Source organism: Microvirga sp. P5_D2, assembly GCF_054049475.1.
This window is the reverse complement of the sequence record NZ_JBFUMH010000065.1, coordinates 1-20,773: the sequence shown is the minus strand read 5'-3', so window position 1 is coordinate 20,773 and position 20,773 is coordinate 1. Positions and strand designations below refer to the sequence as shown.

21 protein-coding genes are annotated in these 20,773 nt (G+C 64.4%); 6 read left to right on the top strand and 15 right to left on the bottom strand.

The window, feature by feature from the left end:
* The first annotated feature begins 9 nt into the window (after positions 1 to 9).
* Positions 10 to 813, top strand: coding sequence for a transporter substrate-binding domain-containing protein (locus ACXJKO_RS17050; RefSeq protein WP_457092281.1), 804 nt, complete (start codon positions 10 to 12; stop codon positions 811 to 813).
* A 22-nt stretch (positions 814 to 835) separates the two neighbouring features.
* Positions 836 to 1,741: an NAD(P)-dependent oxidoreductase gene (locus ACXJKO_RS17045; RefSeq protein ID WP_457092291.1), complete on the top strand. Its 906-nt coding sequence runs from the start codon at positions 836 to 838 to the stop codon at positions 1,739 to 1,741.
* A 68-nt stretch (positions 1,742 to 1,809) separates the two neighbouring features.
* On the opposite strand, the gene ACXJKO_RS17040 is transcribed toward ACXJKO_RS17045, so the two are convergent.
* From ACXJKO_RS17040 to cobT, 7 genes are all read right to left on the bottom strand, one after another.
* Positions 1,810 to 4,158 carry a caspase family protein gene (locus ACXJKO_RS17040; RefSeq protein WP_457092280.1) on the bottom strand — a complete coding sequence of 783 codons (2,349 nt, stop codon included), beginning with the start codon at positions 4,156 to 4,158 and terminating at the stop codon, positions 1,810 to 1,812.
* 102 nt (positions 4,159 to 4,260) lie between these two features.
* On the bottom strand, positions 4,261 to 4,464 hold the full coding sequence (locus ACXJKO_RS17035; protein WP_457092279.1) for a hypothetical protein: 204 nt from the start codon (positions 4,462 to 4,464) through the stop codon (positions 4,261 to 4,263).
* A 10-nt stretch (positions 4,465 to 4,474) separates the two neighbouring features.
* Positions 4,475 to 5,266, bottom strand: coding sequence for an enoyl-CoA hydratase-related protein (locus ACXJKO_RS17030; protein WP_457092278.1), 792 nt, complete (start codon positions 5,264 to 5,266; stop codon positions 4,475 to 4,477).
* Positions 5,267 to 5,277: 11 nt separating this feature from the next.
* On the bottom strand, positions 5,278 to 5,910 hold the full coding sequence (locus tag ACXJKO_RS17025) for a uracil-DNA glycosylase family protein (RefSeq protein ID WP_457092277.1): 633 nt from the start codon (positions 5,908 to 5,910) through the stop codon (positions 5,278 to 5,280).
* 44 nt (positions 5,911 to 5,954) lie between these two features.
* A complete protein-coding gene (locus ACXJKO_RS17020; protein WP_457092276.1) occupies positions 5,955 to 6,440 on the bottom strand; it encodes a GNAT family N-acetyltransferase in 486 nt (161 codons plus the stop codon).
* Between the two features lie 43 nt (positions 6,441 to 6,483).
* Positions 6,484 to 6,990 carry a thermonuclease family protein gene (locus tag ACXJKO_RS17015; protein WP_457092275.1) on the bottom strand — a complete coding sequence of 169 codons (507 nt, stop codon included), beginning with the start codon at positions 6,988 to 6,990 and terminating at the stop codon, positions 6,484 to 6,486.
* Entirely contained in the window at positions 6,987 to 8,012 is a 1,026-nt protein-coding gene (gene cobT / locus ACXJKO_RS17010; protein WP_457092274.1) for a nicotinate-nucleotide--dimethylbenzimidazole phosphoribosyltransferase, read from the bottom strand. Before cobT ends, ACXJKO_RS17015 begins: the two co-directional genes overlap by 4 nt.
* Positions 8,013 to 8,089: 77 nt before the next feature.
* Between cobT and ACXJKO_RS17005 the strand changes: the two genes are divergently transcribed.
* Genes ACXJKO_RS17005 through ACXJKO_RS16995 form a run of 3 tightly spaced genes read left to right on the top strand, consistent with a single transcriptional unit; the run spans position 8,090 to position 9,856 of the window.
* Positions 8,090 to 8,926, top strand: coding sequence for an adenosylcobinamide-GDP ribazoletransferase (locus ACXJKO_RS17005; protein ID WP_457092273.1), 837 nt, complete (start codon positions 8,090 to 8,092; stop codon positions 8,924 to 8,926).
* Positions 8,927 to 8,942: 16 nt separating this feature from the next.
* On the top strand, positions 8,943 to 9,143 hold the full coding sequence (locus ACXJKO_RS17000) for a DUF1289 domain-containing protein (protein WP_457092272.1): 201 nt from the start codon (positions 8,943 to 8,945) through the stop codon (positions 9,141 to 9,143).
* Positions 9,143 to 9,856: a retropepsin-like aspartic protease family protein gene (locus tag ACXJKO_RS16995; protein WP_457092271.1), complete on the top strand. Its 714-nt coding sequence runs from the start codon at positions 9,143 to 9,145 to the stop codon at positions 9,854 to 9,856. The genes ACXJKO_RS17000 and ACXJKO_RS16995 overlap by 1 nt, the downstream gene beginning before the upstream one ends.
* Positions 9,857 to 9,868: 12 nt before the next feature.
* Here the strand turns inward: ACXJKO_RS16995 and dusA are convergent, their stop codons facing one another.
* The 8 genes from dusA to ACXJKO_RS16955 form a co-directional block, all read right to left on the bottom strand.
* A complete protein-coding gene (dusA, locus tag ACXJKO_RS16990) occupies positions 9,869 to 10,876 on the bottom strand; it encodes a tRNA dihydrouridine(20/20a) synthase DusA (RefSeq protein ID WP_457092270.1) in 1,008 nt (335 codons plus the stop codon).
* A gap of 125 nt (positions 10,877 to 11,001) precedes the next feature.
* Positions 11,002 to 11,475, bottom strand: a complete 474-nt coding sequence (ybaK, locus tag ACXJKO_RS16985; protein WP_457092269.1) for a Cys-tRNA(Pro) deacylase — start codon at positions 11,473 to 11,475, stop codon at positions 11,002 to 11,004.
* A 25-nt stretch (positions 11,476 to 11,500) separates the two neighbouring features.
* Complete coding sequence (locus tag ACXJKO_RS16980) at positions 11,501 to 12,091, bottom strand: urease accessory protein UreE (RefSeq protein ID WP_457092268.1); 591 nt, start codon at positions 12,089 to 12,091, stop codon at positions 11,501 to 11,503.
* Positions 12,092 to 12,145: 54 nt separating this feature from the next.
* Positions 12,146 to 12,631, bottom strand: a complete 486-nt coding sequence (locus tag ACXJKO_RS16975; RefSeq protein WP_457092267.1) for a nucleoside deaminase — start codon at positions 12,629 to 12,631, stop codon at positions 12,146 to 12,148.
* Positions 12,632 to 12,636: 5 nt separating this feature from the next.
* Complete coding sequence (gene xdhC, locus ACXJKO_RS16970; RefSeq protein WP_457092266.1) at positions 12,637 to 13,602, bottom strand: xanthine dehydrogenase accessory protein XdhC; 966 nt, start codon at positions 13,600 to 13,602, stop codon at positions 12,637 to 12,639.
* Complete coding sequence (xdhB, locus tag ACXJKO_RS16965; RefSeq protein ID WP_457092265.1) at positions 13,599 to 16,070, bottom strand: xanthine dehydrogenase molybdopterin binding subunit; 2,472 nt, start codon at positions 16,068 to 16,070, stop codon at positions 13,599 to 13,601. Before xdhB ends, xdhC begins: the two co-directional genes overlap by 4 nt.
* A 4-nt stretch (positions 16,071 to 16,074) precedes the next feature.
* Positions 16,075 to 17,556 carry a xanthine dehydrogenase small subunit gene (gene xdhA / locus ACXJKO_RS16960; RefSeq protein ID WP_457092264.1) on the bottom strand — a complete coding sequence of 494 codons (1,482 nt, stop codon included), beginning with the start codon at positions 17,554 to 17,556 and terminating at the stop codon, positions 16,075 to 16,077.
* A 130-nt stretch (positions 17,557 to 17,686) separates the two neighbouring features.
* The gene (locus ACXJKO_RS16955; protein ID WP_457092263.1) at positions 17,687 to 18,127 is read right to left on the bottom strand and encodes a VOC family protein; all 441 of its coding nucleotides are present in this window, start codon (positions 18,125 to 18,127) and stop codon (positions 17,687 to 17,689) included.
* A gap of 199 nt (positions 18,128 to 18,326) precedes the next feature.
* Between ACXJKO_RS16955 and pepN the strand changes: the two genes are divergently transcribed.
* A partial coding sequence (gene pepN, locus ACXJKO_RS16950) for an aminopeptidase N (RefSeq protein ID WP_457092262.1) occupies positions 18,327 to 20,773 on the top strand: 2,447 nt, incomplete at its 3' end.

Here is a 20,773-nt window from a genome sequence, read left to right as displayed (position 1 = left end):
TGAAGAACAGTGAACGCGTTTCAATCGGGCCGAAAGCTCGCAATCCTCGCAAGTCTCGCCATCGCTCTCGGGCTTGGCGCCGCATCGGCCCAGAATGCGGAGCCCATCCGCAAACCCACGATCCGCATCGCGATGGAAGGGGCCTACCCGCCCTTCAACTTCATCGACCAATCGACCAACGAGCTTCAGGGCTTCGAGATCGATCTCCTGAAAAGCGTCTGCGACGTCATGGGGGCCGAATGTGTTTTGGTCCAGCATGAATGGGACGGCATCATCCGGGGCTTGATCGATCGCGAATACGATGCGGTCATGTCCTCGCTCGAGATCACGGAGAAGCGCCAGAAGCGCATCGCCTTCTCCGACCCGTATTATCGCATCCCCGCCGTGTTCATCGCCTCCAAGGAAACGCCTGCCGGCGAGGTGACGCCCAAAGCACTCGCCGGAAGGAAGATCGGCACCACCGAGCGCGGCGATCACGAGGCCTATCTCAAGGCGCATTACACGCAATCCGAGATCGTGCTCTACGCCAAGGCGGAAGAGGCCAATCTCGATCTGCTGGTGGGCCGCATCGATGCGGTGTTCGGCGACGAGCTCTTCCTCTCGAAGTTTCTCGCGAGCCGCGAGGGCGATTGCTGCCGTGTGCTGGGCGAGGCTCCCGCCGAGCCCGCATACCGCCGCGAATCCTACGGCATCGGTCTTCGGAAAGAGGACGAGGATCTGCGCGAATGGTTCAATCGCGCCATCGCCCAGGTGAAGGCAGACGGCACCTATGACCGGCTCCGCGCCAAATATTTTTCCTTCGACATCAAATAGAGTCGTTTGACCCCCGCCCGCCCTGTTCCTAGAAACGAGGACGAGAAAACGGGAGCATACGATGGCGAGAGTCGCKTTTCTGGGTTTGGGCGTGATGGGCTATCCCATGGCGCGGCATCTCAAGGCCAAGGGCCACGAGGTGACGGTTTATAACCGCACCGCGGCCAAGGCCGAGCAATGGGCCTCCGAGAACGGCGGCACGGTCGCCAGGACGCCCCGTGAGGCGGCGCAAGGCCAGGAGATCGTGTTCGCCTGCGTCGGCAACGACGACGACCTGCGCCAGATCACCATCGGCCCCGACGGCGCATTCGAGGGCATGGCGAAAGGCGCGATCTTCGTCGATCACACCACCGCCTCGGCCGAAGTCGCCCGCGAGCTGTACGCCGCCGCCACGGAGAAGGGTTTCGCCTTCATCGACGCGCCCGTCTCGGGCGGTCAGGCCGGCGCCGAGAACGGCGTGCTCACCGTCATGTGCGGCGGCGACGCCGAGCCCTATGCCAAGGCCGAGCCGGTGATCATGAGCTTTGCGCGCGCCTGCCGCCTGATGGGCGGCACGGGCTCGGGCCAGTTGACCAAGATGATCAACCAGATCTGCATCGCCAGCCTCGTCCAGGGCCTCGCGGAAGGCATTCATTTCGGCAAGAAGGCCGGTCTCGACATCGAGGCGGTGCTGGACGTGATCTCCAAGGGCGCCGCCGGCTCCTGGCAGATGGAGAACCGCGGCCGGACCATGAACCAGGGCAAGTTCGATTTCGGCTTCGCCGTGGATTGGATGCGCAAGGACTTGTCGATCGTGCTGGCCGAGGCCCGCAAGAGCGGAGCCAGCGTGCCGGTGACGGCGCTAATCGATCAGTTCTACGCCGACGTGCAGAAGATGGGCGGCAACCGCTGGGATACGTCCAGCCTCATCGCACGCCTGGAGAAGTAAGTCAGGGCTCTAAAGCCTTCCCCAAATGAAAAGCGCCGGAGCGTGAAGCTCCGGCGCTTTCGTTTTGGCTATCGCTGCTCGGCGGCACAGGGGCGGCCAGGGCGACAATCGGGGCGCTGTCCCTCCCCCCGGCCCGGCCTCGATCCCTGCGACGTCATAGACGGCGCGGGCGATGGAGGAGCCGGGCGGGCTGCGGGAGGCGCGGGCTGGCGCATCATGGGCGGCGGTGCGGGCCTCTCGATCTGGGGCGCAGGCCGGGAGCCGAACTCACGATCTGGACGCGGCGCCATCTCGCGCGGCTGCGGTGCGGGCCTCATCTGAGGCGCCGTCTGCATCGGACGAGGCGCTTCGAACCGGGGAGCGGGACGCTCACGATTCTCATCGACCCCTGGCCGCATCGGACGCGGGACCGGCCTATTCTCGTCACCGAAGGGGCGACCTGGACGCGGCGCGGGGCGGCTTTCCTCGACGGATGGGCGCATGGGGCGCGGCGCAGGCCGGTTCTCGTCCATGGATGGACGCCCGGGGCGAGGCACCGGCTGGCCCTCGCCAACGCCCGGACGCATCGGACGGGGAGCGGGACGGTTCTCATCGGCAGACGGGCGCGGGCGGGCAGCCGGCGTCTCAATGCCTTGCGGCGACTGGAAGGGTGACTGCAGGACCGAGGGACGGGCCGGTTGCGGACGCTGCGGGCTACCTGGCGCAACAGGAGCCGGTGCTGCGGGTGTCGGGCGACCGGTCGGCTGGACATCGCTGCGGCCTGGACGCTGAGGGGCGTTCTCGGCCGAGAGTGGAATCGGGCGCTGCGGGAGGCGCGGCTGGGCCGGAACCTGCGGCACGAACGTGCCGGGGCGAACACCCGGGCGTGCTTCCGCCGGGCGGGCCACGACCGGAATCGGCTGCGGCGCGGCCACGAGACCGGGCTGGCGCGGAACAACCGGCTCGGGGCGCTGGCCACGCGGCGGACGCGGAGCGCCGGGGCGATCCATCATTCCATCATAGACCGGAGGACGGGCGACCGGGATGGCTACCACACCGCGCGGTGTGACGGGCGCAATCGGCTGGTAATATTCACGCGGCGGACGGGCGTAGCGCGGCACCGGGAACGGAGCTGGGATCGGCAGTACGCCCACCAGGATCGGCGGCGGCGGCGGCTCGCGGATGATCTCGACGAACTCCACGTCCTCCTCGTAATCCGGCAGCAGATAGACCGGCGCGCGGGGCGGAGGCGGCGCGTCATGGATGATCGTCACGACCTCGACGACCTCGATGGTTTCGACCATCGGGAGCGGAGGCGGCAGGTCGTCGTAAACGACTTCCTCGAAGACTTGCGGCGGCGCGATCGGCGCCGAGAGGCGCACGAGACGGCGGCGGCTGTCCGTCGCGTGCGGGCCGTTGGGATAGCGGCGCAGATAGGTCCAATAGGCTTCGCTCGTGTTACGGCTCACCGTGCGGCGCCAGACGATGGCCTCGCGGCGGGCGGCAAGCTGTGCGGAAACGCGCTTGGCGAGCGGATGATCGGGATAGCGGCGCAGGAAGGCCTGATAATCCTGGATCGTGTCGTGCTCGACGGCGATGCTGTAGGCCTCTTCCGCGGGCACGTCCTCGATGCGGCGCACCTCGCGCACCAGCGGTGCGGCGGCGGATTCCGTCGGCTCGAAGAAGACGAAAGGCGTGTTGCCGAGGTTCGCCGCGTGCCACGGCGTCTGAAGGCCCTTGGTGGCCTCGTGCGTGCGCAGGCGAACGCGGTTGAAGGCCTCGTCCACTGGAACGCCGGGCTGGCGGATCATCTCCACGAGCGCGGTGGCATAGGCGCCGTAAGGCCCCTGCCCGTCCTGCGCGGTGATGTTCGGCGCGGAGGAGAACGCCATCAGGAAGCCGGAAGGCGGATCCGTCAGGGCAAGGCCACGGGCGATGGGCTCGCCGCCGGGCGGGAACGGATAATCACGCGCCATATCGCCGATCACGATGCGGATTTGCGCCGGCGTTTGCTGCAGGGAGCGGACGAGATCGGAAACGCGGAAGCCCTCAATCGGCACATCGGCATCGCGCTGGATGCGCGCATCGACCGGTAGCAGATAATTCTCGCCTTCGAGCTGCACGCCGTAGCCGGAAACATAGACTACGACGGCGGAGTCCTGCTCCAGAACTTGTGCCTTGTCGAGGAAGTCGCGCACCACGCGGCGGAGATCCGTGGCGTTGAGGTCGCGGCCCTGGATCACCTCGAAGCCTGCGCTCGTCAGGGTCTGGGCGATGAGGCCCGCATCGTTGGCGGCCGTGGCGAGCGGGTTGCGCTCATAGGCGCTTTGACCGACCACGAGGGCGAGGCGTTGTTGAGCGGACGCGTAAGATGTCGACCCGGCAAATGCGGCCAGAACGAAGGCCGCGAAAACGATAGCACGTTTCAGTTGATACACGATCAGCGAACCTATTTTGGCCCGAAACGCGGGCATTGAAGAACAAGGCTTAAGTTGAACGAGTTGAACGCCCCGTGAACAAAGCGGAACCTTTGGCTTCACCTATCGCCGGGTCACAGTGAGGTAGACCACGAAGGCCCCGATCCCCAGCGCCAGCAGCATGATCACCATCTCGCGGGTTTCGCCCGTGAAGGCCACGTTTCGGGAGACGTCCGACATCCGCGCCGCGTATTCGGGATTGCTGGACATGATGAGCCCGATCACGACGGACAGGGTGACGAGGATGAGAATCCCGTAACGGCCCATAATGCTCTCCTCAGCGGCCTTCGAAGCGCGGGGCGCGCTTCTCGCGGAAGGCGGCGACGCCCTCCTTGAAATCATGACTGAAACCAGCCTCTCGCTGATATTGCGCCTCCAGGTCAAGCTGCGCTTCGAGAGAATTGGTCAGGCTCTGCGCCACGGCCTGCTTCGTCAAGCGGTAGGCTAATCCCGGCCCCTGCGCGATTTTGGCGGCGAAAGCAGCGACATCCACGGGGAAGGATTCGTCGTCGAAAACCCTGTAGATAAGCCCCATGGCTTTCGCCTCCTCCGCCGGAACCGGATCGGCGGTGAGCATGAGGGCCAGCRCAAGCTTGGGACCGATGAGGCGCGGCAGAATCCAGGTGCCGCCGGCATCGGGCACCAGCGCGATTTTGGAGAACGCCTCCCGCAGGAAGGCCGAGCGGGCTGCCAGAACAATATCGCAGGCGAGCGCGATGTTCATGGACGCCCCGACCGCAGGCCCGTTCAGCGCCGCGACGGTAAGCTTGGTATAATTCGCGAGTTTGAGGATGAGGGGATTGTAGTCGCGGGCGAGCGGCGGCCCGAGATCAATGCGGCCCTGTTCGTCGCGCGGCAGGTCCTCGGTGAGGTCCTGCCCAGAGGAGAAAGCGCGGCCCTCGCCGGTGAGCACGACCACGCGCACCGCCTCGTCCCGCTCGCAGGCATCKAGCGTCTCGCGCAGCTCGGCATGCATGGTGGCATTGAGCGCGTTCAGTTTGTCGGGCCGCGCGAGGGTGATCGTCGCAACCGGACCGTCGGTGGTGCAGCGCAGGGTCGTCAGGCTCATGCCTCGGGCTCCTAATCGTCGCGCTTGAACATAGTGCGGATTTCGGAACGCAGAACCGGCAAAAGCTCCGCCTCGAACCAGGAATTAGTCTTAAGCCAGCCGTTGTTGCGCCACGAGGGATGCGGCAGCGGCAGGATGCGCGGCTTTTGCGGATTGCTCAGGATCTCGCGCCAGCGCCTGACGGTCTGGGTCAGGCCATCGCGAAAATCGTCGGCGAGATGCCAGGCCTGGGCATATTGGCCGATCAGCAGAACGAGTTCGAGATCAGGCAGCGCCTCGAACAAAGGCTGACGCCAAGTCTGCGCACATTCCCGGCGAGGCCCCAGATCGCCGCCCTTGGCATCCTGCCCCGGAAAGCAGGAGCCCATCGGCACGATGGCGACCTTGGAGRCATCGTAGAAGCTGGCCTCGTCGAGCCCCAACCATTCGCGCAACCGGCTGCCCGAGCGATCCGCGAACGGAATGCCGCTGGCATGGGCACGGGTTCCGGGCGCTTGGCTCGCGATGCACAGGCGGGCGCTCGCACTGCCCTGGATGATCGGGCGCGGCTCATGGGGCAAAGCCTGTCCGAAGAGAGGCGCATCGCGGCAGATGCGGCAGGCCCGAAGCTGCCGGGAGAGGTCTTCGAAAGAGGGAGGATTCATCTCTCTCAGATGGGTACTCAGGCGCTTTTTATCGAGGACAGGCTCTATGCGAGAACGCGACGCAGGAAGAGCGTGCCGGCGACGGGCGTATCGTAATAGGCATCCATCGGCTCGAAGCCGAGCTTCCTGTAAAGCGCGATGGCAGATGTCATGGAAGGCAAGGTATCGAGCCGGATCTCGCGGTAGCCGATCCGCTTGGCTTCACCGAGGATCATGCCCACGAGCCGCTCGCCAAGGCCAAGGCCCCGGCCCTCCGGTGTCACGTAAAGGCGCTTCATCTCGCAGCATCCCTCAGAATCGACGGGACGAAGGCCGACGCAGCCGATAGGCCTGCCCTCAGCATCCCGAGCGAGCAGCAACTCGCCTGCGGGCGGGGCGTATTTCCCTGGCATCGCCGCCAATTCCGCAGCAAATCCCTGAAAGCAGAGATCGACATCGAGCGAGGTGGCATAGGCGCGAAACAAGTCGGAAACCGCCGAGACTTCGCTCGGAGTCCTCGCGCGAGCAATGGAGAAGCGCTGATCGCTCATAGGCAAGTGGTGCAAGCTTGCACAGTAGCCGTCAAGCTCTCCTTCAATTGGCACGCTGGCGCCGCCAATCCTGCGGGCGTTCGAACTCGCCGGACCAGAGCCCGGCGGATCGGCTTTGAGCGCGAAGCTCCTGCACGTCGTAGTCGCGCCCGTATGACACGGCCCAGCCCTGCTCCACCATCCTGGCGCCGATATCCACGCCGCCGACCGTGCAGCGCGCGAGAATTCTGCGATAGCGGTCGCGGCCCGACGCGCGGCACTGGACCTCTTGGCCCGAGATGATGTCGATCAGCGCCCGGCGCGCCACRTCTCCGCAGCGATAGGAACGCCTGTCCCGCGTGCAGGTCTGCGCCATCTCGGGAGCATCGACGCCTTTGATGCGAATCCGCGTGTCGCCCATGCGGATCGTATCGCCGTCGGTCACCTGCACCCGACCTTCGAGGCTGCGTCCATTGGGCTTCAGCGCAATCCCGGCCCCGCCGGCGAGCGCCAGTGCGATGATGAGGGATTGAATGCCGCTTTTTCCGAAGCGGCGTCGTGGCAACCTCACGAGATTCGCTCGGATACTCCAGCCTGCCCGAAGGTCGCCATGTCGCGATGGACCTGCGCTGCAGCCTTGATGAGCCCTGCCGCCAGAGCCGCGCCCGAGCCTTCGCCGAGGCGCATGCCAAGTGCGAGCAACGGGATCTTGCCGAGGCGGGCCAGTACATCCTGATGCGCACCCTCGGCGCTCAGATGCCCGGCGACGCAATGGTCGATGGTCGAGGGATGGATCGCGTGCAGGATCGCGGCGGCGGCGGTGGCCACATAGCCGTCGAGCACGACGGGAATCTTCTGGAGTCGTGCGGCCAGGATCGCGCCGGCGATGGCGGCAATCTCGCGCCCGCCGAGACGGCGCAGCACCTCCAGCGGGTCCTTCAGGTGATCGCCGTGATGGGCGATGGCCGCCTCGACGGCGGCGACCTTGCGCTTCAGGCCCTCATCATCCACGCCCGTGCCGCGACCCACCCAATGCTCGGCGGGGCCGCCGTAAAGGGCGGTGTAGATGGCAGCGGCCACGGTCGTGTTGCCGATGCCCATTTCGCCCACAGCCAGCAGGTCCGTGCCACCGGCAATCGCCTCCATGCCGAAGGCCATGGTAGCGACGCAAGCCTTCTCGTCCATGGCGTCGGCCTCGGTGATGTCGCCGGTGGGCATGTCAAGGGCGAGGTCGAACACCTTGAAGCCAAGCCCGTAGGCCGCGCAGATCTGGTTGATGGCGGCTCCGCCCGCCGCGAAGTTCTCGAGCATCTGGCGGTTCACATCCGACGGAAAGGCCGAGACGCCCTTCGCCGTCACCCCATGGCTGCCCGCGAAGACGCAGACCAGCGGACGATCCACGGTTGGGTTGGGCTTGCCCTGCCAGGCGGCGAGCCATTCATTGATATGCTCAAGGCGACCCAGGCTGCCCGCAGGCTTGGTGAGCTGCCGGTCGCGCATCCGCACCGCCTCAACGGCAGCCTCGTCCGGACCGGGCATGGTCGTGATCAGGCGGCGGATATCGTCGAAAGGTGAGGATACGGGATTGGTCATGGAGGGCTCCAGCCCATCGGGCATTGCAGAACGCGAAGAGGCGTGACCTATAACGACGGAACTGCGTGGGGTGAAGCATGTCCGAGCAAATAGAGAAGGCCGAAGTCGCGCCGATGAGCCCATGGCAGGCGCTCGCCGTGGACCTAGCCCATTGCCTGCGCTTCTATTCCCGGCTTCCCGTGCCAGCCCTTCCTTTCGAGCAGGACACCCATGCGCTGCCGGATTTTCCCCGACTCATTCGCATTCTGCCTGTCGCCGGGCTGATCCTGGGCTGCCTGCCGGCGCTTGCCCTCGCCTTGGGCTTGTTTCTCAATCTCGGCCCCTTCCTGGCCGCAACCCTGGCCGTTGCCGTCATGGTGGTCACCACGGGCGCATTCCATGAGGACGGCCTTGCCGACACGGCGGACAGCTTCGGCGGCGCAACGCGGGAGCGGCGCCTGGAGATCATGCGCGACAGCCGGATCGGCTCCTTCGGCGCCGCCGCGTTGTTCTTAGGCCTTGCCCTTCGCATCGGAGCCTTGGCGATGGTGACTACACGGACCGATTGGCTCGTCGGAGTAGCGGCGATTCTGGCGACCGCCTCACTCTCCCGCACGGTGGGGCTCATGCCCCTCACCTTCCTGCCGCCCGCCCGCCCGGATGGTGCGGCCCATGCGGTCGGGCAGCCCTCCCGCGACAGCTTCTGGTTCGCAGCGGGGCTCTCCGGAATCATTGCGCTCGCTCTCGGATTGCTCGCCGGAATCCCGTTCGGCGGGCTTGTCCTGATGATCGTGCTGTCCGCCCTCTCYGGATGGGCGATGATGCGGCTGTCCCTGCGCCATCTCGGAGGGCAGACCGGCGACATCGCCGGCGCGGCACAGCAGGTGGCGGAAATCGCTGCGCTGATCGGCCTCTTGACGGTCCTGCAACCGTAACAACATGTGAGAGGTCATGGCCCGCGTCTCCAGCCCCTGCATCCGCGTCTGCCTTCTCGACCCCGAAACGGGCCTGTGCGAGGGCTGCGGCCGTACGCGGGAAGAAATTTCGAGTTGGTACCGGATTCCGGAAGAAGAACGCCAGCGCATCATGGCGGAGTTGCCGGCGCGCATGCGCGATGCTTTCGCTCAAGACAAAGACAAGGAGGTCTCCTGATGTCGGGCATTCGCGGCGCGGGCGGCCTCTTTCTCATCGCGGGCTTCTTGTTGGCGATGTTCGCCGAGCGGAACATTGCCGACCTCTCGCCCACGGAAGCGGCGGCCCTGCTGGGCTTCGGCGGTGCTTGCCTCATCATGGCTTCCTCCATCGTGGAAGGGTTCGGACGCCATTGGACCTATGGCGTGCAGGCCATCGCCGTCAGCGGCGGCCTTCTTATCGCGCTCATCATCACCTATTCCTCGCGGGGTGAATTGCAGACCGTGCTCGACCGCGCCATCGGCGACATCGCGGTCGGCCGCACCGTCGTCACGCCGGAAGGGGAAGTGGTCGCCGCCCGAAAGACCGATGGCAGCTTCATGATCCAGGGCCAGGTCAACGGCCACGACACGACCTTCATCTTCGACACGGGCGCGAGCACCGTGGTCCTGCGCGCCGAGCATGCCAGAGCGCTCGGCTTCAAACCGGAAAAGCTCGATTACTCGATCCCCGTTTCCACCGCTAACGGCGGCGCGCTCGCCGCGCCTGTGGTGATCGAAAGCCTCTCGGTCGGCCCCATCACCGAGCGCAACATCCGCGCGCTCATCGCCCGCGAAGGCGTGCTGCATGCCAACCTGCTGGGCATGACGTTTCTGGAGCGGCTCGGGTCGTACGAAGTACGGGGGAACCGGCTGATCTTACGGGCGAAAGAAACCGTCTCGACGGCCAACTGATCAACAATTCGCCTATTCGGCAGCGCTGAGGGAAGGCTCTTCAGCCGGAGCGCCCAAGCGTGAGACATGCGCCACCGCGTCCCGCAGCGTCTGCAAATTCGCGCCGGGTTTCACAGCCTCGGTCGCCAGATGGCGGCGATAGGCGCGCGCGCCGGGGCGGCCGGTGAAAAGGCCGAGCATGTGGCGGGTGATGTTGTGAAGGCGCTCGCCCTTCGCGAGATGCGCCGCGATGTAAGGCTCGTAGGCCTCCACCGCCTCAAAGCCGTCCGCCACCGGCGGCTCCTCGCCATAAAGCTCGGCATCGACACGAAGCAGGATTTCCGGCTCGTGATAGGCCACGCGGCCAAGCATGGCCCCGTCCACATGCTTCAGGTGCTCGTGCACCTCGTCCATGGTCTTGATGCCGCCGTTGATGGCGATGGGCAGATCGGGCCGCGCCGCCTTCAGGCGATAGACGCGGGAATAATCGAGGGGCGGAATATCCCTGTTTTCCTTAGGCGAGAGCCCCTGCAGCCACGCCTTGCGGGCATGGACCGTCAGCTCGTCGCAGCCCGCAGCCACCACGTTGTCCGTCAGGCGATTCAGCGCCTCTTCCGTATCCTGATCGTCCACGCCGATCCGGCACTTCACTGTCACCGGCAGAGAAACGGCAGCCTTCATGGCGGCGACGCATTCACCCACCAGAACCGGCTCCTGCATGAGGCAGGCCCCGAAGCGGCCGTTCTGCACCCGGTCCGAGGGGCAGCCCACATTCAGGTTGATCTCGTCATAACCGAACTCGGCGCAGATCCGGGCAGCCTGGGCCAGTTCCTTCGGATCGGAACCGCCAAGCTGCACCGCCACGACATGCTCGGCCTCGCTGAAGCCGAGCAGCCGCTCCCGAGGCCCATGAATGACCGCCCCGGTGGTGACCATCTCCGTATAAAGCCGCGCCCGGCGCGACATGACGCGATGGAACGAGCGGCAATGCCGGTCGGTCCAGTCCATCATGGGGGCAACGGTGAAGAACTTCTGGGTCATCTCGGAACGTGGTTTGAGCGGAATGGTCAGCCATGGTGCAAGGCTGTTGCGGCAAGCTTTTCCGATATGGGCGCGACAATCACAAGGGAAAATAAGCGCGGGCCTATGTCACAGGCTCCGAGGGCTCACCCAATCACCGCCGCCATCTTGGCATCCAGCACCGCGGCCGCATCACTCGGCTTGAGTTTCACCTGAAGGCCGCGCTGGCCTCCGTTCATGAAGACCTCAGCGTGTGCAAAGGCCGTCTCCTCGATCACGGTCGGCATGCGCTTTTTCTGGCCGAATGGGCTGATGCCGCCGACGTGGTAGCCGGTGATGCGCTCGGCATCCGCCGGCTTCATCATCTGCGCCGCCTTGCCGCCTAGGACGGCGGCGAGCTTCTTCAGGTTCACTTCCATGTCGGAGGGAACGACGACGCAGGCGGGCTTGCCGTCCACCTGGACCATGAGCGTCTTGAGCACGGCATTGGGATCGGCGCCCATGGCCTCAGCGGCCTGGAGGCCGATGCGCTCGGCGTTCGGATCGTACTCGTAGGAATGAACCGTGAAAGCGACGCGGGCCTGCTGGAGCGCCTGCGTCGCGCGGGTGGTCTTGGACATGGCGGGTCGTCAGGAGATGGCGCGATCAGTGATCGTGCTTGTGCCCATGGTGGTGATTATGGCCGCATCCGCAGCCGGGGCCATGGTCATGGCCATGATCGTGGGAATGCTCATGACCATGCTTGTGGTCGTGATGGTCGTGATCATGCCCATGGTGGTCGTGACCATGATGATGATCGTGAGCGCAGACATGGGTGCTGCGCTCCGGCTTGAAGGGACGCTCCACCAGTGTCACGGTGCAGCCCTGGCCGCGAGCGAGTTCGGCGAGGGCCGGATCGTTTTCGATGTAGAGGGCATCACCCGTGATCTCGGCGAGGCCGTGGTTGCTTCCGAGATGCCAGGCGAGGCGCATGAGCCGAAGCGGGTTTTCCGCCTTCACTTCGAGCACCCCTTCCGACAGTGCTTTCACCTGCACGAGACGGCCATCCTCCAGGCGAAGCGCGTCGCCGTCGTTGATGGTGGTTTCCATGTCGAGATCGAGGAGGATCTCGGTGCCTGCCTCGCCCTTGAGCGATGCTTGGCGACGATTGCGCGCCTCATGGTCGAGCGTCACCGTATCGATGACACGGTCGGCCTTCACGGCGGGCTTGCGGACGATGGTGGTAACGCGGGGCATGGTTTTGTCTCGTAAAAATCGGATGTCTTTAAGATAGGAAGCGTGGCCAGCAGTTTAATACTCAACCTTATCCGGCTTGGTCGCCCAGGCATCGAAAACCGACTTGGCCTCGAGGCTCGGCTGATGGTCCATGGGGATGATGCGCTCCGGAATGGGTTTGGGGATCTCGTCATAGATCAAGCTGTCATCGAAGCCGATCTCGGCCGCATCCTGCCTCGTATTGGCGAAGACGATGCGCGAGACCCGCGCCCAATAGGCCGAGGCGAGGCACATGGGGCATGGCTCGCAGCTCGTATAGAGTGTCGCGCCTTCCAGCGAGAAATCGCCGATGGCCTGGCAGGCCCGGCGGATCGCCGTGACCTCTGCATGGGCCGTGGGGTCATTGGCCGTGGTCACCTGGTTCCAGCCCTCGGCCAGCACCTTGCCATCCCGCACGACCACGGCGCCGAACGGGCCGCCGGCCCCGTTGTCCATGTGATGGCGGGAGAGGTCGATGGCACGGGCCAGATAAAGCTGATCTTGGATCTTCGTTTCGCTCATGAGAACTATTTATCGTTTGAAGCGACGGGAAGCGAGAGATTTCGGCCGAGCTCCGTGCGCTCCCGCATCTGCAACAGCTGGGCCGTGACCGAGGCCGCGATGACGGCCGGGTCCTTATCGGCAATGCCGGGGAGCCCGATGGGGCAGACGAGCGAAGCGATGCGTTCCCGATCCAAGCCCAGGTCCCGGAAGCGCTTTTCGAACCGCGCCCGCTTGGTCGCGCTGCCGATGAGGCCGACATAGGGAAAGCCCCGCTTCAGAGCTGCCGCCGTGATGGCCATGTCGAGGGGGTGGTCGTGGGTCATGACGAGGATGAGAGAGTCGGGCCTTGCCTCGGCGATCTCGGCATCCGGGTCGCGCATACGGATGGCGGCGGTGTTGCCGGGGAGATGGGCGGGAAAGGCATCTTCCCGGTCGTCGAGCCAGCGGACGGAAAACGGCAGTGGTGCCAGGGCCAGCACGAGCGCCCGGCCCACATGGCCCGCCCCGAAGAGCAGCACAGGGGTGCGAGCCTCGCCATGGGTCTCGTGCCAGCCGGTCCCGATATCGTCGCCCACGGCAGACCCAACCTCCCGCCGGACGCGGTCGTTTTCCATCCGGCATTCGGCGTCGAAGAGGCCGCCCTTGTTCTCAGCCGCAACCAGAGGGGCGATATCCGGCAGATCGCGCTTGTCGAAGGTCTCGATGAGGATTTTCACCCGCCCGCCGCAGCACTGGCCGAGATCGGGCCCGAGAGCCTGATCGACGATGCGCGCCGGGCCTCGCCCTGCTTTCAGCATCTCGCGGGCAATATCGAGCATGAGAAATTCGAGCTGCCCGCCGCCGATGGTGCCATGGAACGCACCATCGGGCCGGACGACCATGCGCGCGCCCGCTTCGCGCGGAGCCGAGCCCTTGACGTCATGCACGGTGATTAGGGCGGCGGAACCGTGCCGCGTGATGAGGTCGGTGAGCTGTCGCCAAGCTCTCACCCCATCGGCCTCCCACGAAGCGCCTCGCAGGCACGCAGGATCGCCTCGGGTGTGGCGGGCGCATCGAGCGGCACGGGCTTGGACGGATCGAGTGCATGCACAGCGTCAGCCAAGGCGCAGAACACGCTGTTCGCCAGCATGATCGGCGGCTCGCCCACGGCCYTGGAGCGATAGATCGTCTCCTCGCGATTGGCGTTGGGATAAAGCGCGACGCGGAAATCGGCGGGCACATCAGATGCCACCGGGATCTTGTAGGTGGAGGGCGCATGCGTCAGCAGGTGTCCCTCCTTGTTGAACACCAGTTCCTCGGTGGTGAGCCAGCCCATGCCCTGCACGAAGCCGCCTTCGATCTGGCCCACATCGATGGCCGGATTCAGCGAGCGTCCCACATCGTGCAGAATGTCGGTGCGCAGCACGCGGTTCTCCCCGGTGAGCGTATCGACGATCACCTCCGAGCAGGCCGCGCCGTAGGCGAAGTAGAAGAATGGGCGCCCGGTGGCCTTGGCGCGATCCCAGGTGATCTTGGGCGTCTTGTAGTGCCCCGCCTCCGACATCGCGACACGGGCAAGAATGCACTTCTTCACCAGCTCGTCGAAAGGCACGCTCTCATTGCCGATAAAGACGCGGTCGTCGCGGAACTCGATCTGTTCCTCGGGGACTTTGTAGGATTCGGCGGCATAAGCGATCATACGCTTCTTGATCGCGCCCGCTGCGACACGCGCCGCCATGCCGTTGAGATCGGAACCGGAGGATGCTGCTGTCGGCGAGGTGTTGGGCACCTTCGCGGTCGTGGTTGCGGTGATGCGCACGCGCTCCATCGCGATGCCGAACTCCTCGGCCACCACTTGGGCGACCTTGATGTAGAGCCCCTGCCCCATCTCGGTGCCGCCATGGTTCAAGTGCACGGAACCGTCCTGATAGACATGCACCAGCGCACCGGCCTGGTTCATATGCGTGAGCGTAAAGCTGATGCCGAACTTCACGGGCGTCAGTGCAATGCCCTTTTTCATGATCGGTGAGGAAGCGTTGAAGGCTTTGATCTCCTCGCGCCGCATGCGATAGTTCGAGGTATCCTCCAGCGTGCGCACGAGATTGTGGAGTGTGTCGGTTTCCTCCACTTCCATGCCGTAGGGCGTGTGGTTTCCACCCGGTCGGTAGAAATTAGCGTAGCGCACATCGAGCGGGTCGCGCCCCGTCGCCCAGGCGATCTGGTCCATCACGTGTTCGATGGCGAGCATGCCCTGCGGGCCGCCGAAACCGCGGAAGGCGGTGTTCGACACGGTGTTGGTCTTCAGGCGCTTGGAGGCGATGTGGACGGCGGGCATCCAATAGGCGTTGTCCGCATGGAACATCGCGCGGTCCACCACTCCGCTCGACAGATCCGCCGAATAGCCGCAGCGAGCGAGAAGATCGACCGCGTAGCCCTGGATGCGTCCATCCGCGTCGAATCCCACCTGCCAGTCGCAGCGGAAATCGTGGCGCTTGCCGGTAAGGATGAAATCGTCATCGCGGTCGAGGCGGATCTTGCACGGCTTGCCCGTGATCTGCGCCGCGAGCGCAGCGGTGACGGCCCATTGCGTCGCCTGGCTCTCCTTGCCGCCGAAGCCGCCGCCCATGCGACGCGTCTCACAGGTGACATAGGCATCGGGAATGTCGAGCACGCGGGCCACCACATGCTGCACTTCCGTCGGGTGCTGCGTGGAGGAATAGACATGCACATCGCCATCCTCACCAGGGATGGCGAAGGCCACCTGCCCTTCGAGATAGAAATGCTCCTGCCCGCCGACGCGGAAATGGCCATTGAGCTTTTGGGGCGCGGCGGCAATGACGGCGTTCGGATCGCCGCGACCATAAGAGTAATCCGGCAGCACGGTCTCGCCGCGCTCCAGCGCATCCTCGACGGTGATGCTGGGCGTCTCGGATTCGATCTCCATCACCGCCTTCTTCACGGCGCGGCGGGCGATGTCACGGGTTGTGGCAACGACTGCGAAGACCGCTTGCCCTAGGAAGCTGATTTCGGAATCAACGAAGAGCGGATCGTCGCCGAAGGCGGGTGATACGTCGTTCTTGCCCGGAACATCGGCCACGGTCAGAACCGCGACGACGCCAGGGATTGCGCGAACGGCGGAGACATCGAGAGAGACCAATCGGCCTCGTGCTTTCGGGGCTTGGCCGACGGCTACATGCAGCGTGCCTTCGGGCTCGCGGATGTCATCGATGTACTGCGCGACGCCCTGCACGTGCTTGGGACCGGAATCGTGAGGGAGAGGTTTGCGAATATGGCGCAACGCTTCCAATCCATCCTCCCCTTGAGGGGGAGGGTCGGAGCGCGTCAGCGATCCGGGGTGGGGTGGCAGCGCCGCGTTCTGAGAACTCTCGCTTCCCACCCCCTCCCGCGCCTGCGGCGCGACCTCCCCCCTCAAGGGGGAGGTGGAAGTAGTGGCGGCGAGTTTTGGTTGCTCGTTCATCACCCTACTCCGCCGCTTCCAGCGGCTCGCGCTGGCCGATGATCCGCGTTGCATGAGTCTGGCCGGATGCAGTCTCGCTGAGCGCCTTGAACACGAGGTTTCGGGCAACCGTCATGCGGTAGGCGGCAGAGGCACGGTGATCGTCGAGGGGCTGGTAGTCGCGGGTGATCGCGGCCATGGCATCACCCCAAGCTGATGGATCGTCGAGCGATATGCCGATGAGCACTTTTTCGGTTTCCACGGCCCGCTTCGGGATACCGGCGAGGCCGCCGAACGCAATGCGCGCCTCGGCAATGCGCCTGCCATCGAGCGTGAACCGGAAAGCGCCCATCACGGCCGAGATATCCTCGTCGAACCGCTTCGAGACCTTGTAGGCCCGGAAGGCCTGATGCCGCGTCAGTTTCGGAACGATGACCTGTCGAACGAACTCGCCGGGTTGCCGGTCCTGCCTTCGATAGGCAATGAAGAATTGATCGAGGGGAATTCTGCGCAGACTGTCGCCCTTTCGCAGCTCCAGCTCCGCGCCGAGAGCAATCAACGCAGGCGGAATATCTCCGATAGGCGAGCCGTTGGCGATGTTGCCGCCCACTGTGCCGGAAGCGCGCACCTGCGCCGAGCCGAACCGGCGTATGATCTCTCCGAGATCGGGATCGATATGGGCAAGGCTCGCATAAGCCTGCGCGTGGGTGGCCGCCGCCCCGATGGCGAGCTGGGATGAAGAATCATCGATCATATCGAGCCCGGCGACGCGGCCGAGCCAGATGATCTTTTCGAGTTCGGCCATGCCCTTGGTGATCCACAACCCGACATCGGTGCAGCCGGCAACGAGCGTGGCATCAGGATGCTGTGCATAGAGGGCCGCGAGAGAATCCTCGCTCGCGGGCGCAGCGAAGAAGCGCGTGCTGGAACCGATGGAAACGTCGCGGCCATCGGCAAGGGTGGACAGGCCTTGCGCCGTCCGTTCGTTGGCAAGCCGAAAGGCATCGTCGGCTTGGTGAGAGCAGGCCTCAATTGTCGCATCGACAATCGGCCGGTATCCCGTGCAGCGGCAGAGATTACCCGCGAGCGCATCGTTCACCGCATCGCGGCTCAAGGGGCGCTCACCTTCATGGTAGAGCGTGAACAGGCTCAGCACGATACCGGGCGTGCAGAAGCCGCATTGGGAGCCGTGGTGGGACACCATGGCGGCCTGGACTGGATGAAGCTCCCCGCCGGATGCGAGGTCTTCGACGGTGACGATCTCGGCGCCGTCCACCTGGCCGAGCAGGAGGATGCAGGCATTGACGGGTTCGTAATGGACCTGCCCGCCCCTCACCCGCCCGACGGCGATTGTGCAGGCACCGCAATCGCCTTCCGCACAGCCCTCCTTCGTGCCGACCCGGCGCTCCTGAAGTCTCAAATAGTCCAGAAGCGTGGTGCGCGGGTGAAAGCCGGAAACCTCGATGGGCTGTCCATTCCGCCAGAAGCGGATCGCGTCTCGTACCAAGATAATCCTCCGCCGGGTTCGAGCCCGGCCTGTTATGGTGATCCGGGTAGAATGACGGAGCAAGATCTTTTCGCCAAGAGGCAGCTTACGTTGGGTTCACTCCGCCGCAAGCCGCCTCGCATTCTGAAGCTTACCAGTTGCCGGTGTTCGGCATGGATGCCCAGGGCTCCTGGATCGGCTTGGGCTCCCCGCGCTGCAAAAGCTCGATGGAGATGTTGTCCGGGGACTTGATGAAGGCCATGTAGCCGTCGCGCGGCGGACGGTTGATGGTGACGCCCGCCTCCATCAGCTTCCGGCAGGTCTCGTAGATATCGTCGACCCGATAGGCGAGATGGCCGAAATTCCGGCCGCCGACATATTCCTTCTCGTCCCAGTTATGGGTGAGTTCCAGAAGCGGAGCCTTGGACTCCTTCGCCTTCTCCACGTCGCCGGGAGCGGCCAGGAAGACGAGAGTATAGCGGGCTTTCTCGTTATCCATGCGGCGGACTTCCACGAGGCCGAACTTGTTGCAGAAGAAATCAAGGGATTCCTCGATATTCGAGACCCTGATCATGGTGTGGAGGTATTCCATAGCTCTCTCCCAAGCGTGTCGCGGGTACGTGATGGCGCATTTGGCGGGGAGATCAAGTAAGATGGCCTCCTGCCCTCTGAAAATGCCTTGGATTTGTCCCAAAGGATGACTTTTAAGGGATGCCGCGTCGGACAGGCTTGCGCCCGCCCGCTGATGCCGTCACGCTTCAATGCAATCATATATCGAGGAAGAATTGCCGATGCGCACCGATACTGCCCAGGTCGTCCGCCTTGAGGATTATCGCCCCAGCGACTTCCTGATCGACCGCGTAGAGCTGGACTTCCGGCTGCATCCCACGGCAACGAAGGTGATCACGACCCTACATATGAGACCGAACCCGGCAGGGCGCCCCGATGCACCGCTCGTGCTCGATGGTGACGAGGTGGGTCTCAAAGCCCTTGCTCTCGATGGACGCGCTCTGGACGCAGCCGAGTTCGAGGCCTCTCCCCAATTGCTGACGATCAGCCAGCCTCCCCGGCAGCCCTTCACCCTGACCATCGAGACCGAGATCGACCCGACGGCGAACACCAAGCTGATGGGCCTCTACCGCTCGAGCGGCAATTACTGCACGCAATGCGAGGCGGAAGGGTTCAGGCGCATCACCTACTTCCTCGACCGTCCCGACGTGCTGGCCGTCTATACCACGCGCATCGAAGCCGACCGAGAGGAAGCTCCGGTTCTCCTCGGCAACGGCAACCCGGTCGAGAGGGGACCTGTCGAGGGCACCGACCGGCATTATGCGGTGTGGCACGATCCTCATCCCAAGCCGTCCTATCTCTTCGCCCTCGTCGGCGGACGCCTGGGTCGGGTCGGCAAGAGCTTCACGACGATGAGCGGCCGTGAGGTCGAGCTTGCCATCTATGTAGAGCCTGGAAAGGAAGTCCGCGCGGATTATGCGCTCGATGCGCTGGAGCGTTCGATGGTCTGGGACGAGCGGGTCTATGGCCGCGAGTATGACCTCGACGTGTTCAACATCGTCGCCGTGTCCGACTTCAACATGGGCGCCATGGAGAACRAGGGCCTCAACATCTTCAACGACAAATACGTGCTGGCCTCACCTGAGACCGCCACCGACATGGATTATGCGAATATCGAGGCGATCATCGCCCACGAATATTTCCATAACTGGTCCGGCAACCGGGTCACCTGCCGAGACTGGTTCCAGCTTTGCCTGAAGGAAGGCCTGACGGTTTTCCGCGACCAGGAGTTCTCGTCCGACGAGCGCTCGCGTCCCGTGCACCGCATCGCCGAGGTGAAGACCTTACGAGCGCGGCAGTTCCTGGAAGATGGAAGCCCCCTCTCCCATCCGGTGCGCCCGAGCCAGTATCGCGAGATCAACAACTTTTATACCGCCACGGTCTATGAGAAGGGCGCCGAGATCGTGCGCATGCTCAAGACGATCATCGGCGACGAGGATTTCCGGCGTGGCATGGACCTCTACTACGATCGCTGCGACGGCACCGCCGCCACGGTCGAGGATTTCCTGAAGGCCTTCGCCGATGTGACCGGCCGCGACCTCTCCCACTTCGCCCGCTGGTACGCCCAATCGGGCACTCCGCGCGTGAGCGTGCAAGGGTATTATGACGAGGCCGCCAAGACCTACCGTCTCGACTTCAAGCAGGAGACGCCTCCGACGCCTGGACAGCCCACCAAGGAACCGATGGTGATCCCGGTGGTACTCGGCCTCGTGAGCGAGGACGGGCAGCCGCTAATTGCTGCCAGCGCGCGTGTGAACCAGCGCGGCGTGTTCGTGCTCGATAAACTTGAGGACAGCATCACGTTCACTGGCGTAGCATCACGCCCGGTGCCGTCCCTTTTCCGTGGCTTCTCGGCGCCCGTGAAAGTCTCTCTCGACTTCTCGAGCGAGGACCTGCTCGTGCTGCTGCGGCACGATGCGGATGCGTTCAATCGCTGGCAGGCCGCGCAGAGCGTGGCCATGCGTACCCTCGTTGCCCTCTCGACCGGCAAGGCCGTGACCGATGATGAGATGAACGCCCTCTCCTCGGCCTATCGCTCCTTCATGGAAGCCGATGCTTTGAGCGATCCTGCCTTCGCCGCTCTCGTGCTGACGCTGCCGAGCGAAGCCGACATCGCCCAGGAGATCGGCAAGGATGTGGACCCGGATGCGATCCATCGCGCACGCAAGGCGCTGCGCTCTGACATCGGGCAAGCATGCCTCGATGTATTGCAGCGCTTCTACGGCACTTTAAGTGCCTCCGAAGCCTACAGCCCCGATGCGGCAAGCGCAGGGCAGCGCTCGTTGCGCAATGCCGCTCTTGATCTGCTTGCAGCAGCAGATCCCAAAGACGGCGAAGCCTTGGCCAGCAAGCAGTTCGAGAACGCCAGCAACATGACGGACCGCCTGGCCGCGCTCGGCGTATTGATGACGTTGCCCGGCGATGTGCGCGAGAAGGCCATCGCACGGTTCGAAGACATGTATCGCGATGAACCGCTCGTGCTCGACAAGTGGTTCACGTTGCAGGCGGCCATCCCTGAGGACGGAACGCTCGAGCGCGTGAAGCGCCTGATGACTCACTCTGCCTTCTCGCTGAGCAACCCGAACCGCGTTCGTTCTCTCATCGGCAGTTTCGCGATGCTGAATCAGGTTCAGTTCAATCGAATCGATGGAGCCGGTTACGTGCTGCT